The 15,338-nt window shown below is 62.6% G+C and carries 10 protein-coding genes, 2 tRNA genes and 3 rRNA genes; 4 read left to right on the forward strand and 11 right to left on the reverse strand.

Annotation, left to right across the window (positions count from 1 at the left end; genetic code table 11):
- Positions 1 to 7: 7 nt before the first annotated feature.
- From cobO to U6115_RS17205, 4 genes are all read left to right on the forward strand, one after another.
- On the forward strand, positions 8 to 610 hold the full coding sequence (cobO, locus tag U6115_RS17190) for a cob(I)yrinic acid a,c-diamide adenosyltransferase (protein ID WP_043574118.1): 603 nt from the start codon (positions 8 to 10) through the stop codon (positions 608 to 610).
- A 1-nt stretch (position 611) separates the two neighbouring features.
- Positions 612 to 1,904 (forward strand): cobyrinate a,c-diamide synthase, encoded by a 1,293-nt coding sequence (locus tag U6115_RS17195; RefSeq protein ID WP_043574122.1) that lies wholly within the window; start codon positions 612 to 614, stop codon positions 1,902 to 1,904.
- Positions 1,901 to 2,545 (forward strand): 5,6-dimethylbenzimidazole synthase, encoded by a 645-nt coding sequence (gene bluB, locus U6115_RS17200; protein WP_043574124.1) that lies wholly within the window; start codon positions 1,901 to 1,903, stop codon positions 2,543 to 2,545. Before U6115_RS17195 ends, bluB begins: the two co-directional genes overlap by 4 nt.
- A 96-nt stretch (positions 2,546 to 2,641) precedes the next feature.
- Entirely contained in the window at positions 2,642 to 3,733 is a 1,092-nt protein-coding gene (locus U6115_RS17205; protein WP_160310674.1) for an SGNH/GDSL hydrolase family protein, read from the forward strand.
- A gap of 46 nt (positions 3,734 to 3,779) precedes the next feature.
- On the opposite strand, the gene U6115_RS17210 is transcribed toward U6115_RS17205, so the two are convergent.
- From U6115_RS17210 to U6115_RS17260, 11 genes are all read right to left on the reverse strand, one after another.
- Positions 3,780 to 4,202 (reverse strand): VOC family protein, encoded by a 423-nt coding sequence (locus tag U6115_RS17210; protein ID WP_043574126.1) that lies wholly within the window; start codon positions 4,200 to 4,202, stop codon positions 3,780 to 3,782.
- Between the two features lie 16 nt (positions 4,203 to 4,218).
- Complete coding sequence (locus tag U6115_RS17215; protein ID WP_043574128.1) at positions 4,219 to 5,001, reverse strand: enoyl-CoA hydratase/isomerase family protein; 783 nt, start codon at positions 4,999 to 5,001, stop codon at positions 4,219 to 4,221.
- Between the two features lie 59 nt (positions 5,002 to 5,060).
- Complete coding sequence (locus tag U6115_RS17220; RefSeq protein WP_043574133.1) at positions 5,061 to 5,528, reverse strand: GNAT family N-acetyltransferase; 468 nt, start codon at positions 5,526 to 5,528, stop codon at positions 5,061 to 5,063.
- A 182-nt stretch (positions 5,529 to 5,710) separates the two neighbouring features.
- A complete protein-coding gene (locus U6115_RS17225; RefSeq protein WP_230623347.1) occupies positions 5,711 to 6,064 on the reverse strand; it encodes a DUF1289 domain-containing protein in 354 nt (117 codons plus the stop codon).
- Positions 6,065 to 6,176: 112 nt separating this feature from the next.
- A complete protein-coding gene (locus tag U6115_RS17230) occupies positions 6,177 to 7,400 on the reverse strand; it encodes a branched-chain amino acid ABC transporter substrate-binding protein (protein ID WP_043574138.1) in 1,224 nt (407 codons plus the stop codon).
- Between the two features lie 116 nt (positions 7,401 to 7,516).
- Positions 7,517 to 11,110 (reverse strand): trifunctional transcriptional regulator/proline dehydrogenase/L-glutamate gamma-semialdehyde dehydrogenase, encoded by a 3,594-nt coding sequence (gene putA / locus U6115_RS17235; protein ID WP_043574141.1) that lies wholly within the window; start codon positions 11,108 to 11,110, stop codon positions 7,517 to 7,519.
- Between the two features lie 408 nt (positions 11,111 to 11,518).
- Positions 11,519 to 11,633, reverse strand: a 5S ribosomal RNA gene (rrf, locus tag U6115_RS17240).
- Positions 11,634 to 11,714: 81 nt separating this feature from the next.
- Positions 11,715 to 11,829: ribosomal RNA gene (gene rrf / locus U6115_RS17245) — 5S ribosomal RNA — on the reverse strand.
- 125 nt (positions 11,830 to 11,954) lie between these two features.
- Positions 11,955 to 14,846, reverse strand: a 23S ribosomal RNA gene (locus tag U6115_RS17250).
- Positions 14,847 to 15,128: 282 nt separating this feature from the next.
- A tRNA-Ala gene (locus U6115_RS17255) sits at positions 15,129 to 15,204 on the reverse strand.
- A 3-nt stretch (positions 15,205 to 15,207) separates the two neighbouring features.
- A tRNA-Ile gene (locus U6115_RS17260) sits at positions 15,208 to 15,284 on the reverse strand.
- Positions 15,285 to 15,338 lie beyond the last annotated feature (54 nt).

Genomic DNA, 15,338 nt, shown 5'->3' on the forward strand with positions numbered 1-15,338 from the left:
GCCAAACATGAAAACCGATCCGGCATCCCACCAACGCATGGCCGAGAAGCGCAAGGCGGGCTTTGAAAAGAAAAAAGCCGCCGCCACCAAGGAAAAAGGCCTGCTCATCGTCCACACCGGCACCGGCAAGGGCAAAAGCAGCGCCGCCTTCGGCATGGGGCTGCGCACCGTCGGCCACGGCATGCAGCTGGGCGTGGTGCAGTTCATCAAGGGCGCGCTGCACACCGCCGAGCGCGACCTGCTGGGCGGCTTTCCCAACTGCGACTTCCACACCATGGGCGAAGGCTATACCTGGAACACCCAGAACCGCGACGCCGACATCGCCACCGCACGCAAGGGCTGGGACGAAGCCTGCCGCATGCTGGCCAGCGGCGAATACGATATGGTGATCCTGGACGAACTGAACGTGGTGCTGAAATACGAATACCTGCCGCTGGACGAAGTGCTGGCCGCCTTCGCCGCCCGCCCGGCCGACCTGCACGTGGTGGTCACCGGCCGCCACGCGCCGGAAGCGCTGATCGAAGCGGCGGACCTGGTGACCGAAATGCGGCTGGTCAAACACCCCTACCGCGAACAGGGCATCAAGGCGCAACAGGGCGTGGAATTCTGAGATGGAAACCCGCCACTGCCCGGCGCTGTTTCTCACCGCGCCCGCCTCGCACCAGGGCAAGACCACGCTGACGGCGGCGCTGGCGCGGCATCACCGCAAGCAGGGCCGCCGGGTGCGGGTGTTCAAGACCGGCCCGGACTTTCTCGACCCCTACATCCTGGAGCAGGCCAGCGGCCACACCGTCTACGGCCTGGACCTGTGGATGAACGGCGAGGACGACTGCCGCGCCCGGCTGCATCAGGCCGCGGCGGAAGCGGACCTGATCCTGATCGAGGGCAGCATGGGCCTGTTCGACGGCACCCCCAGCAGCGCCGACCTGGCCGAGTTGCTGGGCGTGCCGCTGGTCGCGGTGATAGACGCCGCCGGCATGGCGCAGACCTTCGCCGCCGTCGCCCACGGCTTGGCCAGCTTCCGTCCCGGCCTGGTCTTGCACGGTTTGGTCGCCAACCACGTCGCCAGCGAGCGCCATGCCGAAATGCTGGCCCAGCAGTTGCCCGTCCATCTGCCGCTGCTGGCCGCGCTGCGCCGCGACGAGGCGGCGCGGCTGCCGGAACGCCACCTGGGCCTGGTGCAGGCGCAGGAGATCGCCGATCTGGACGCCAGGCTGGAGCGTTCGGCGGCGCAGATCGCGGGCACCGCCTTGGCCGCGCTGCCGCCGCCAGCCGCCTTTCCCGCCATCGCGCAGCCTGCCGTGCCCAGGCAGCTGGCGGGCAAGCGCATCGCCATCGCCCGCGACGCCGCCTTCGCCTTCGTCTATCCAGCCAATCTGGAAACGCTGCGCCAGCTGGGCGCCGAACTGGCCTTCTTCTCGCCGCTGGCCGACGCCGCGCTGCCGGACTGCGACGCCGTCTACCTGCCCGGCGGCTACCCGGAGCTGCATCTTGAAACGCTGTCCGCCAACACGGCGCTGAAAGCGGATCTGCATGGACACGTCGAAGCCGGCAAGCCGCTGTACGCCGAGTGCGGCGGCATGCTCTACCTGCTGGACAGGCTGACCAACCGCGATAACGACAACGCGGCGATGCTGGGGCTGCTGCCCGGCCACGCCACGCTGCAAGCGCGGCTGTGCGGGTTGGGCCTGCAGCAAATGGACTTCCCCGGCGGCGCGCTGCGCGGCCATACCTTCCACTACACCCGGCTGGAAACGGCTCTGGAGCCAATCGCCCGCGCCGAGCGCGCCAGCGGCGCCGGCCAGGGCGAGGCGCTGTATCGCCGCGGCAGCCTGCTGGCCAGCTATTTCCACGCCTACTTTCCGTCCAATCCCCTTGCCACCGCGAGCCTGTTCCTGTCATGAACCGTTATCCGCAAGCCGACATCGACGCCATCTACCGCGCTATCCGCGAACGCCGCGACATGCGCCACTTCCTGCCGGACCCGATCGATTCCGAAACCATGCGGCGGCTGTTGGCCGCCGCCCACTTCGCGCCCAGCGTCGGCTTCATGCAGCCGTGGCGCTTCATCCGCATCCGCAGCGCCGAACTGCGCGGCCAGCTGCACGCGCTGGTGGAGCAAGAGCGCATCCAGACCGCCCGCGCGCTGGGCGAGCGCGAAGACGAGTTCATGAAACTGAAGGTGGAAGGCCTGCTGGATTGCGGCGAAGTGCTGGTGGCGGCGCTGATGGACGGCCGCGAGCGGCACGTGTTCGGCCGCCGCACGCTGCCTGAGATGGACCTGGCCTCGGTGGCCTGCGCGATCCAGAACATGTGGCTGGCCGCCCGCGCCGAAGGCCTGGGCCTGGGCTGGGTATCCATCTTCGATCCGGCCAAGCTGGCCGCGCTGCTGGCCATACCGGCCGGCGCGCGGCCGGTGGCGATACTGTGCATCGGCCATGTCGAGGCGTTTTACGAGAAGCCGATGCTGGAGCAGGAAAACTGGGCCCGCCGGCAAAACCTGGCCGACCTGGTCTACGACGACCGCTGGCCCGGCCAGGCCTGAGCGCGCCCGCCATTGCAGCCATCGCCCCATGAAAATATCCATTGAATTTATTTAATACCGCACAATAATTCAAATGGCATTTAAATGGAGAAGACGATGAAAACTGCAAAAACAATGGCGGCGCTATGGCTGCTGGCCATCGGCCATCTGGCGCATGCCGATGCGACGGTGCCGCGCTGGGCGGTGCAAGCCGAAGGGCGGCAAGTCCGCCACGCCGACGGCTGGCAGGCCACCTGGCCCGGCGTCAACTGGCAGGTCCGCGTCGCCGCCCAGGCGGTGGGCGTCACGCTGGACGACGCGGTCAACTACTATGCGCTGGAAGTGGATGGCAAGGCGGTGCAAAAAATCGGCCCGGCCGCCGGCGAGCGCACGCTCTGGCAAGACCTGCCGGACCGCCGCCCGCACATCGTGCGCCTGTTCAAGCTGACCCAGTCTCCGGACAATCCCGGCTGGTTCAAAGGATTTTCGCTGCGCCAGGGCCAAGTGCTGGAGCAGCCGCCCAAGCCGCGCCGCCAGATTGAATTCATCGGCGATTCCTGGACCGTGGCCTACGGCAACCTGTCCACCACCCGCGACTGCACCGATCAGCAAATCGTCGAGCGCAGCGACGCCAGCCAGAGCTTCGCCGCTTATCTGGGCAAACGCCACGGCGCGCAAATTCAGAACGACGGCATGTCCGGCATGGGCATGGTGCGCAACTGGGGCGGCAATATGCCGGAAGTCGACTACCGCAGCTATCATCCGCGGCTGTTGCAGAACCTGCCGGCCAGCGCGCCAGGCAACAACGCCGAGCATCGCGACAACTGGCGGCCGCAGCTGGTGGTGATCGCGCTCGGCGTCAATGATTTCGGCACCGATGTCGGCCCTGGAGAAAAGCGCAGCCAGCAGCAGTTGGCCGACGACTACGTCCAGGCCTATCACGGCCTGATCGCCCGCCTGAAGCAGCGCTACGACAACCCCGCCTTCCTGCTGGCCGCCACTTATCTCTGGCCAGCCGACCGGATGCGGCCGCTGGTCAGCCGCATCGCCGACGAGGAAAGACAGCAAGGGACGACGGTGGCCTACGTGGACTGGCAAAACATAGAGCTGACCGGCTGCAACTGGCACCCCAACTTGTCCGACCACGCCAAAATGGCCGACCAGATGGACGCCGCCATCCGCACGCTGGGCAATATCTGGGACAAGTAAGCCGCTGCCCGGGAGCGCAGGCCAGTCCCGCCCTCCCCGCGCGTCGTCAATCCCGAACCTCCCACTGCGGATTCCAGGCCACCTCCCACAGATAGCCGTCCGGATCCTGGAAATAGCCGGCATAGCCGCCCCAGAACGTGTCCATGGCCGGCTTGACGATGGTGCCGCCGGCGCGCGCCGCCTGCGCCATCGTTTCATCTACCTGCCCCCGGGAGGAAACATTGTGGCCGATCGACACGCCGGCGGCGGCGGCCCGCGGCTCAGGCAGGCCCGCGTCATGCGCCAGGCTGGCGCGCGGGTACAACGCCAGCTTCAAACCGCCTTCCAGTTCGAAAAAGACGACGGCGCCATGCTCGAACTCGGCGCCGACTATGCCCTCGCTTGCCAGCCCCAAACCGTCGCGGTAAAAACGCAGCGCGCGCTGCAGATCGTCCACCCCCAGCGTCAGCAAAGTGATGCGCGGCTTCATAAGCCTACCCTCCGGATCAGCGTCCTTTGAAATGCGGCGCCTGCTTGTCGAGAAAAGCGCGGGTGCCGATGCGGAAATCCTCACTCTGCGCCGCCAGGCCGAAATAATCGGCCCCCAGCCGCGCCGCCTCGTCTTCCGTCAGGCTAAGGCCGCGGTGCAACGCCTCCCAGGTGAGCCGCACCGCCACCGGCGACTGCGCCATCACCTCGCGCAGCAAAGCCTCCGATTCCGCCAGCAAATCCGCGGCGGCCACCACCCGATTGATCAGGCCCAGCCGGCACGCCTCCTCGGCATCGATCAGCCTGCCGGTCAGCAGCAGCTCCGCCGCTCTGCCCTTGCCTATCAGCCTGGGCAGCCGCGTGGTGCCGCCGAAACCGGCCACCGCGCCTATCCTCACTTCCGGGTGGCCGAAACGGGCATGCGGCGCGGCCAGACGCAACATGCAGGCTTCGGCGATTTCCAGGCCGCCGCCCAGCGCGTCGCCGTTGATCGCGGCCAGCACCGGCTTGCCAAGCGCCTCTATCCTGCTTGTCACAGCCACCGCCAGCCGCGCCAGCTCCCTCACCTCGGCCGCCGGAGCCTGGCTGAGAAAGCGGATGTCCGCGCCGGCGGAAAACACCCGGCCGCTGCCGCAAAGGATCAGTGCCCGCGCCGATTCATCCACCGCGGCCAGCTCCAGCGCCGCCAGCAGCTGGCGCAGCAGCGGGCGGTTCATCGCGTTCAGGCAGTCGGGCCGGTTCAGCGTGATCCGGCCAATGCCATCTTCCACCTGGTAACGCACCACATCCTGCTCGAACATAAGCCCTCCTCGCAGCAAAGCGGCGGCCAATCCGCCGTCAGTCAAACCGGAAGCGGCGCTTAGCCCGCCGCCCACTCCATGTAATCGGCGGACGCGAGAAAGCCTTCCTGCCGATACAGCGGCCGCCCCGCCTCCGTCGCATGCAGCCAGACCTTGCCGTAACCCCGCCGCTGCGCCAGCGCCAGCGCGCTGCGCACGATCGCCCGCGCATGGCCCTGGCCGCGATGATCCGGCAGCGTGTACATATTCAGCAAATACGCGTCCCGCCCGGCAGCATTGCCCGGATAAGGCGGCCGAGCGAACACCGCCAGCGAACCGATGGCGACCACCTGGCCGGCCTCCTCCGCCACCCAGGTGACGCAATCGCCGCCTTGCAGCGCCTGGCGGAAATACGCGATGGTGGCGGCGCGGATGGTTTCGTCGGGGCCGACGCCGTTGAGCGCGGCCGCGTCGTCGAACAGCCGCATGCGTAGCAGGACTATGGTTTCCAGATCGGAAGGAAGGGCTTGGCGGATGATGGCGGGCATGAAGGGAAGCGGCGCGTTGGCCGACGATATGATCCACCGCCAGAATAGCACATGAGCATAGGCGTGATAGGCCAGACTATCTTTATCGTCCGGATGAAGAAAGCGGCGTCACGACCACGCGGCAAAACCTGCGGCCCCCTCCGGCGAGCATGCGCCATCCCGCCGCCGGACGCCCGGCGGCTTCAATTCTCGACGCGCAGTTGCCGCTGCAGACACGCCGGGCACAGGCAGTCGCTGTCCGCCGCGCTTGGCGACAAGCGCCGCGGCAGATCCGCGCACCAGCAGCCGCCCGCCTCGCCGCCCCCCCCGCAGGTGAAGCCACCGCCGCAACGGGCGCAGGTCTTGGCCTGCACCGGCACAGGCAAGGCCAACAGGCGCTGCCAGACCCGCTCCTTCTCTTCCTTGCCATAGCTGGACCAGCCGGCGATCTCGTCCAGCGTGCGGCGGCAGCCGACGCACACCTGCCCGCTCTCGTCCAGGCGGCAGATGCCGATACAGGGCGATGGCGGCGGCGTTTCCATGCTTGTCCGTTTCATTCGCCTCTCCCATTGAAATTGTCGTAGTCGATATTAGCGCGCGTCTGGCCGTTTGTGCGCGCAAACAAAAACGGCGCGGAAGTCCGCGCCGTTCGTCATGGAGAAAGCTGGCTTACTTGGCTGCGGATGCGTCCTTGGCCACGCCGCCGCCGACGGTTTCCAGCACTTTCCACTGGCCGTTTTCCACCTTGTAAACGGTGATGCCGCCGTCTTTCAGGTCGCCCTTGTCGTCATAGGTCCAGTTGCTGGAAGTCACGCCCTTGTGGGTGATCTTGGCCAGCACCGGCATGTAGACCTTGGGATCGGCCGAATTGGCGTCCTTCATCGCCTGGATCAGCGTGCGCGCGGCGTCGTAGCCGTACGGCGAGTAGGTGGCCACATCGGACTTGAAACGGGCCTTGTAGCGCGATTCGTAGTCCTTGCCGCCCGGCATCTGCTCCAGCGGCAGGCCGGCCAGCGAGGCGATGGTGCCGTCGGCTTCCTTGCCTGCCAGTTGCAGGAAAGTCGGGGTCTTGGTCATTTCGCCGGAGATCAGCGGCGCCTTGATGCCCAGGCGCTTCATCTGCTTGGTCATCGGGGCGGACTGCGCGTCGGCGCCGCCGTAGAACACCGCATCCGGGTTCGCGCCCTTGATGCTGGTCAGGATGGCGGTGAAGTCGGTGGCCTTGTCATTGGTGAACTCGCGCTTCACCACTTCGCCGCCGGCCGCGCGGGCGGACTTCTCGAATTCGTCAGCCAGGCCCTGGCCGTAGGCGGTGCGGTCGTCGACGATGACGATCTTCTTCGCCTTCAGGTTCTGCACCACGAACTTGCCCATCACGCCGCCCTGCTGGGTGTCGGAGGTCATCGAACGGAAGGTGTTCTTGAAGCCTTGCGCGGTGAATACCGGCGAAGTCGCCATCGCGATCATCGGGATGCCGGCGTCGGAGTAGATCTTGGAGGCCGGGATCGAAGTGCCGGAGTTGAAGTGGCCGACGATGCCGGCGACTTTCTCGTCGACGAACTTCTGCGCCAGCTGGGTGGCGGTTTTCGGATCGGCCTGATCGTCCTGGGCGTCCAGTTCGAAGGTGACCGGCTTGCCGGCGATGGTCGGCTTCTCGGCGTTGGCGTCTTCGATCGCCAGGGTCACGCCGTTCTTGTATTCCTCGCCGTAGTGCGATTGCGGACCGGTCAAGGGGGCGGCGAAGCCGATCTTGACCACGTCGCCGCCAGCGCTCGCCTGGGCCGGAGCCGAAGCGGCGCCTGCCGGAGCGGCTTCTTCCTTCTTGCCGCAGGCGGACAGGGCGACAGCGGCGGCAACCGCCAGAGTCAGGGTAGACAGCTTGGATACTTGCATCTCTTCAGTTCCTCTCTTGCTTCAACACAACCAGCCAGCAGGCCGGCTCCAGTCTTGCTCTTAAAGTAAAAACTCTGGCCGCATTATTTCAACGCGGCCGGAGCCTGGCAAGTTGATTATTCGCTCATGCTCATCAGGCTGGCGTTGCCGCCCGCCGCCGTGGTGTTGACACTGAGCGCGCGCTCCACCACCAGCCGGTGAATATTATAGCCATGCGCGTCGCGCAGGATCAGTTGCGCCAGCGCGCCGTCGCGGGCGGCTAGGCGGCGGCGCGCCTCCTCCGCGCCAGAGCCGGCGAACAGCACCGCGTCCACGTCGGCGGCCAGCACGTCCGCCGCCAGTTCGACATGGCTACCCAATTGCGCAGCCAGCTTGGCGCCGGCGCCGTCCTTGGCCAATACCGCGCGGTTGCCGGCGGCGAACACCGCGGCCAGCTGTTCAGCCAGTGCTTGCGCGTCGTCCGCCACGCAGCCGATGCGGCCGCGGCCGGCGAAGCCCAGCGTGTTGTTCTCGCCGGTCGGCCCCGGCAGCGCCACGCTGTGCGCCAATGGGCTTTCCTTGCGCGCCGCGGCGATAGCGCCATCCAACGCCAGCCCCTGCGCCTTGGCGGCGGCGGCCAACGCCTCCAGCGCCGGCAGCTCGACGGCAGCGTTAACGGCGGCCAGCTTCGGCTGCCAGGCGGCGCGGCTCAAGCGATACAAGTAATACGGACCGCCCGCCTTGGGGCCGGTGCCGGACTTGCCCTCGCCACCGAACGGCTGCACGCCGACCACCGCGCCGACGATATTGCGGTTGACGTAGACGTTGCCGGCCTTGATCTTGCCGCAGATGTCGGCGATGGTTTCGTCGATGCGGCTATGAATGCCGTGGGTCAGGCCGTAGCCGGTGGCGTTGATCTCGGCCACCACCTGGTCCAGATCGCTGGCGGCGAAGCGCAGCACGTGCAGCACCGGGCCGAACACCTCGCGCTTCAGTTCGGACAGATTGTCGATCTCGAACAGCGTCGGCGCGACATAAGTGCCCTGCTCGCACTCGCTGGACAGCCTGGTCTGATGCACCGCCCTCGCGGACTTCTTCATCTTTTCGATATGGGCCAGCAAGCCGGCCTGCGCCTCCGCGTCGATCACCGGTCCGACATCGGTGGTGAGCTTGGCCGGGTTGCCCACCGTCAACTCGTCCATCGCGCCCTTGATCATCTTGACCACCTTGTCGGCGATGTCGTGCTGCAGGTAGAGCACGCGCAGCGCCGAGCAACGCTGGCCGGCGGAGTCGAAGGCCGAGCTCAACACGTCGGTCACCACCTGTTCCGGCAGCGCCGAGCTGTCGACTATCATCGCGTTCATGCCGCCGGTTTCCGCCACCAGCACGGTGTCGTCGCTGCGCTTGGCAAGCGTGCGGTTGATGATCTGCGCCACTTCGGTGGAGCCGGTGAAGATCACGCCCTGGATGCGCGCGTCGCCGGTCAGCGCCGCGCCCACCACCTCGCCGCGGCCCGGCAGGAACTGCAGCGCGGCGCGCGGCACGCCGGCTTCGTGCAGCAGGCGCACGGCGTAAGCAGCGATCAGGCTGGTCTGCTCGGCCGGTTTGGCCAGCACGGTGTTGCCGGCGGCCAGCGACGCGGCCACTTCGCCGATGAAGATGGCCAGCGGGAAATTCCACGGGCTGATGCACACCACCGGGCCCAGCGGCTGATGGCTGGCGTTGTCGAATTCGGCGGCGATCTGCGCGGCGTAGTAGCGGCAGAAGTCCACCGCCTCGCGCACTTCGGCGATGGCGTTGTTCAGCGTCTTGCCGGCTTCGCGCACCGCCAGGCCCATCAGCGCCGGCATATTGGCTTCCATCAGGTCGGCCATGCGGTTCAGGCAGGCGGCGCGCTCCGCCACCGGCGTGGCGGCCCAGGCGGCGGCGTAGCCGGCCGATTGCGTCAGCGCGCGCTCCACATCGGCGGGGCTGGCCTCTATCACCTTGCCGACGATGTCGGCGTGATTGGCCGGATTGCGCACCTCCAGCAACTGGCCGTCGCTGACATCGCCGTCGCCCAGCATCGGGAAAGCCGCCCAGCGTTGCTGCTCGGACGCCTGCAGGCCCAGCTGCAGGGTAGCCAGCACGTGCTCGCTGGACAGGTCCAGGCCCTTGGAGTTGCGGCGGCCATTGCCGTACAGCTCGGCCGGCAGCGCGATCTTGCCGTGCGGCGCGCCGGCATGGCGGGCCGCTTCGGCCACCGGGTCGGTCACCAGTTCGGCGATGGACACCGCTTCGTCGACGATGCGGTTGACGAAGGAGGAGTTGGCGCCGTTTTCCAGCAGGCGGCGCACCAGGTAGGCCAGCAGGGTTTCATGCGAACCCACCGGCGCGTAGATGCGGCAGGCCTTGCCCAGCTTGTCCTTGCCCACCACTTGGTCATACAGCGTTTCCCCCATGCCGTGCAGGCACTGGAATTCATAATCCAGCCCGGTGGCCAGGTCATAGATCGCCGCCAGGCTGTAGGCGTTGTGGGTGGCGAATTGCGGGTAGATGGCGTCCTGCGCGGCCAGCAGTTTTTTGGCGCAGGCGAGGTAGGACACATCGGTGTACACCTTGCGGGTATACACCGGGTAGCCTGGCAGGCCATCCACCTGGGCGCGCTTGATCTCGGCGTCCCAATAGGCTCCTTTCACCAGCCGCACCATGAAGCGGTGGCTGGTGCGGCGCGCCAGGTCGATCAGGAAGTCGATGACATAAGGACAGCGCTTCTGATAGGCCTGCACCACGATGCCTATGCCTTCGAAGCCGTTCAGATCCGGATCGTTGGCCAGCGCCTCCACCAGGTCCATCGAAATTTCCAGGCGATCGGCTTCTTCGGCGTCGATATTCAGGCCGATATTGTACTGCTTGGCCAGCAGGAACAAATCCTTCAGGCGCGGCAGCAGTTCGCTCATCATCCGCTCATGCTTCAGACGGGCGTAGCGCGGGTGGATGGCGGACAGCTTCACCGAAATGCCCGGGCCCTCATAGATGCCGCGGCCGTTCGACTCCTTGCCGATCGCGTGGATGGCGGTGACGTAGTCTTTCAGATAGCGCTGCGCGTCGGCTTCGGTCATCGCCGCTTCGCCCAGCATGTCGTAGCTGAAACGATAGCCGCGCGCCTCGCGCTCGCGGCCGTTGGCCAGCGCCTCCCCAATGGTTTCACCGGTGACGAACTGCTTGCCCAGCATCCGCATCGCCATGTCGACGCCCTTGCGGATCAGCGGCTCGCCGCCCTTGGCGATCAGCCGGGTCATCGCGGCCGACAGGCCGGAGGCGCTGTGCGAGGAAACCAGCTTGCCGGTCACCAGCAGGCCCCAGGCGGCGGCGTTGACGAACAGCGACGAGCTGTTACCCAGGTGGGCCTTCCAGTCGCCGCGGGAAATCTTGTCGCGAATCAGCTTGTCCGCGGTTACGCGGTCGGGGATGCGCAGCAGCGCCTCCGCCAGACACATCAGGGCGATGCCTTCGCTGCTGTCCAGAGAGAACTCATGCATCAGCGCATCGACGCCGCTGGAGCGGGTGCGCTCGCGGCGCACCTCGGTCACCAAGCGGCTGGCTAGCTGCTGCACCGACTTCACCTGTTCCGGACTCATCGCCGCCTGCGCCAGCAAGGCCTGCACGCATTCGCGTTCGTCGCGCCGGTAGGCGGCGGTGATCGCATCGCGCAAAGCGGTTTGATGATGAGCAAAAGCTTCAAATTGCATGGGTTTCTCCGAATATTGTTTGCAGCCCCGGCCTCGCGTCCGGGTAAGCCGTCTATTGTATACAAGGACATCCCGTTTTGTTCGACAATATAAAATATTCTTTAGCGCCCAAACACTACCAAAACGATAGCAGGCCAGGCCATGAGTTCGCATTCCATCCGGACGAAAATCACCCCAATCGCATAGATAAGGCTTTGCAGCTTGGCAACATTGCGTTGTCTGTCACGCGCAAACGTAGTCGGATAGCGAACAAGCGCTGTCTGAAAATGACAAGTCAGCCTAGTACATTTAATTTTAATCGCAAATAACTGTCATGAAGCTGACTGGAAAATGACACAACAGCGGGACATGCTTGGGAGAGAGATAAGCAAAAAGCCCCAGGCTGATGCCTGGGGCTTTTTATGGGGAATCTGGCGATGTCCTACTTTCACATGGCGAATGCCACACTATCATCGGCGCTAAGGCGTTTCACGGTCCTGTTCGGTATGGGAAGGCGTGGGACCACCTCGCTATTGTCACCAGATAAAACGGTAACGCTGCTGCGTAATTCTATTGCCTTTTTCAGGCGTAACGCCAAGTCATCGACTTGGCGTTGAAATGGGGCGTCTGGCGGTGTCCTACTTTCACATGGCGAATGCCACACTATCATCGGCGCTAAGGCGTTTCACGGTCCTGTTCGGGATGGGAAGGCGTGGGACCACCTCGCTATGGCCACCAGACATAAACTGTACAAACTTAAAGAAGCCCGAACCCGTCTCTCAGACAGATTCGCATATATTCGGTATTTGACGTACGTCGCACATCCACTCTCTTGTGTCTCAGTTTCCCAAGCCACTCAAATGATAGGATCAAGCCTCACGAGCAATTAGTATCGGTTAGCTTCACGCCTCACAGCGCTTCCACACCCGACCTATCAACGTCCTGGTCTCGAACGACTCTTCAGGGAGGTCAAGCCTCCAGGGAAGTCTCATCTTCAGGCAAGTTTCCCGCTTAGATGCTTTCAGCGGTTATCTCTTCCGAACTTAGCTACCCGGCGATGCCACTGGCGTGACAACCGGTACACCAGAGGTTCGTCCACTCCGGTCCTCTCGTACTAGGAGCAGCCCCCGTCAAACTTCCAACGCCCACTGCAGATAGGGACCAAACTGTCTCACGACGTTTTGAACCCAGCTCACGTACCACTTTAAATGGCGAACAGCCATACCCTTGGGACCGGCTACAGCCCCAGGATGTGATGAGCCGACATCGAGGTGCCAAACACCGCCGTCGATGTGAACTCTTGGGCGGTATCAGCCTGTTATCCCCGGAGTACCTTTTATCCGTTGAGCGATGGCCCTTCCATTCAGAACCACCGGATCACTATGTCCTGCTTTCGCACCTGCTCGACTTGTCGGTCTCGCAGTTAAGCTACCTTTTGCCATTGCACTATCAGCACGATTTCCGACCGTACCTAGGTAACCTTCGAACTCCTCCGTTACACTTTGGGAGGAGACCGCCCCAGTCAAACTGCCTACCATGCACTGTCCCCAATCCGGATCACGGACCAAGGTTAGAACCTCAAAGGGGTCAGGGTGGTATTTCAAGGTCGGCTCCACCAGAACTAGCGTCCTGGCTTCAAAGCCTCCCACCTATCCTACACAAACCACTTCAAAGTCCAATGCAAAGCTACAGTAAAGGTTCACGGGGTCTTTCCGTCTAGCAGCGGGTAGATTGCATCTTCACAAACACTTCAACTTCGCTGAGTCTCAGGAGGAGACAGTGTGGCCATCGTTACGCCATTCGTGCGGGTCGGAACTTACCCGACAAGGAATTTCGCTACCTTAGGACCGTTATAGTTACGGCCGCCGTTTACTGGGGCTTCGATCAAGAGCTTGCACCCCATCACTTAACCTTCCAGCACCGGGCAGGCGTCACACCGTATACGTCCACTTTCGTGTTGGCACAGTGCTGTGTTTTTGTTAAACAGTCGCAGCCACCGATTCTCTGCGACCTGTCAAAGCTTCGGACGCGAAGTCCTACACCTCAACAGGCATACCTTCTCCCGAAGTTACGGTATCAATTTGCCGAGTTCCTTCTCCTGAGTTCTCTCAAGCGCCTTAGAATTCTCATCCTGCCCACCTGTGTCGGTTTGCGGTACGGTTCTTGTGCAGCTGAAGCTTAGTGGCTTTTCCTGGAAGCGTGGTATCAGTCACTTCAGGTCCGTAGACCCTCGTTATCACGTCTCGGCGTTAAAGAAGAGCGGATTTGCCTACTCTTCACGCCTACCGGCTTGAACAGACTATTCCAACAGTCTGCTGACCTAACCTTCTCCGTCCCCACATCGCACTGCACAAAAGTACGGGAATTTTAACCCGTTTCCCATCGACTACGCTTTTCAGCCTCGCCTTAGGGGCCGACTCACCCTACGCCGATGAACGTTGCGTAGGAAACCTTGGGCTTTCGGCGAGCGGGCTTTTCACCCGCTTTATCGCTACTCATGTCAGCATTCGCACTTCTGATATCTCCAGCATCCCTTACGAGACACCTTCACAGACCTACAGAACGCTCCCCTACCACGGACGCTTACGCGCCCATCCGCAGCTTCGGTTATCAGTTTGAGCCCCGTTACATCTTCCGCGCAGGACGACTCGACCAGTGAGCTATTACGCTTTCTTTAAATGATGGCTGCTTCTAAGCCAACATCCTGGCTGTCTATGCCTTCCCACTTCGTTTACCACTTAACTGATCATTTGGGACCTTAGCTGGCGGTCTGGGTTGTTTCCCTCTTGACGATGGACGTTAGCACCCACCGTCTGTCTCCCATGCTTGCACTTTCCGGTATTCAGAGTTTGCCATGGTTTGGTAAATCGCAATGACCCCCTAGCCATAACAGTGCTTTACCCCCGGAAGTGATACATGAGGCACTACCTAAATAGTTTTCGGGGAGAACCAGCTATCTCCGAGTTTGTTTAGCCTTTCACCCCTATCCACAGCTCATCCCCTAGTTTTGCAACACTAGTGGGTTCGGACCTCCAGTGCGTGTTACCGCACCTTCATCCTGGCCATGGATAGATCACTCGGTTTCGGGTCTACGCCCAGCAACTAAAGCGCCCTATTCGGACTCGGTTTCCCTACGCCTCCCCTATTCGGTTAAGCTTGCTACTGAACGTAAGTCGCTGACCCATTATACAAAAGGTACGCAGTCACGGAACAAGTCCGCTCCCACTGTTTGTATGCATCCGGTTTCAGGTTCTATTTCACTCCCCTCCCGGGGTTCTTTTCGCCTTTCCCTCACGGTACTGGTTCACTATCGGTCGATCACGAGTATTTAGCCTTGGAGGATGGTCCCCCCATATTCAGACAGGATTTCGCGTGTCCCGCCCTACTTCTCGTATGCTTAGTACCAAGAATGCGTTTTCGTGTACGGGGCTATCACCCACTACGGCGGTCCTTTCCATGAACCTTCCACTAACGCAATCTCTATCACATACAGGCTGTTCCGCGTTCGCTCGCCACTACTTACGGAATCTCGGTTGATTTCTTTTCCTTCAGCTACTTAGATGTTTCAGTTCGCTGAGTTCGCTTCCTCTGACCTATGTATTCAGTCAGGGATGACCCCTAAGGGCCGGGTTTCCCCATTCGGATATCGCGGGATCAAAGCTCTATTGCCAGCTCCCCCGCGCTTTTCGCAGGCTTACACGTCCTTCATCGCCTGTGATCGCCAAGGCATCCACCAGATGCACTTAGTCGCTTGACCCTATCATTTCAGCAGCCTAAGCCACTAAAACAACAAGTGTGTTTGTGCGACGACTGCACCGCCCCTTTTGATATGGCGACGCAGCCTTTGATACAATCAAATACCCAAGATGACGATTCATTCAACGAAAGACTTAACTCTCGCTGTTTGTTTCGCCGTCTTAATATATTCGGCTTCTTCAGTTTGTTAAAGATCGGGCGTATTGCTGAGCAGCTTTCGCTGCACGCGAACAACGCAAACAGAATCAAACTCGATCAAGTTCGTTTTTGTTTGCACTGTAAGTGGTGGAGGATGACGGGATCGAACCGACGACCCCCTGCTTGCAAAGCAGGTGCTCTCCCAACTGAGCTAATCCCCCAACTGGTGGGTCTGGTAGGACTCGAACCTACGACCCCTGCGTTATCAACACAGTGCTCTAACCAGCTGAGCTACAAACCCAGTCAACTTCTCAGCACTGAATCTCTTCGATCCAGCTGCCCTTAACGCGAATAA

It is taken from the genome of Chromobacterium subtsugae (assembly GCF_035919665.1).
GTDB lineage: Bacteria > Pseudomonadota > Gammaproteobacteria > Burkholderiales > Chromobacteriaceae > Chromobacterium > Chromobacterium subtsugae.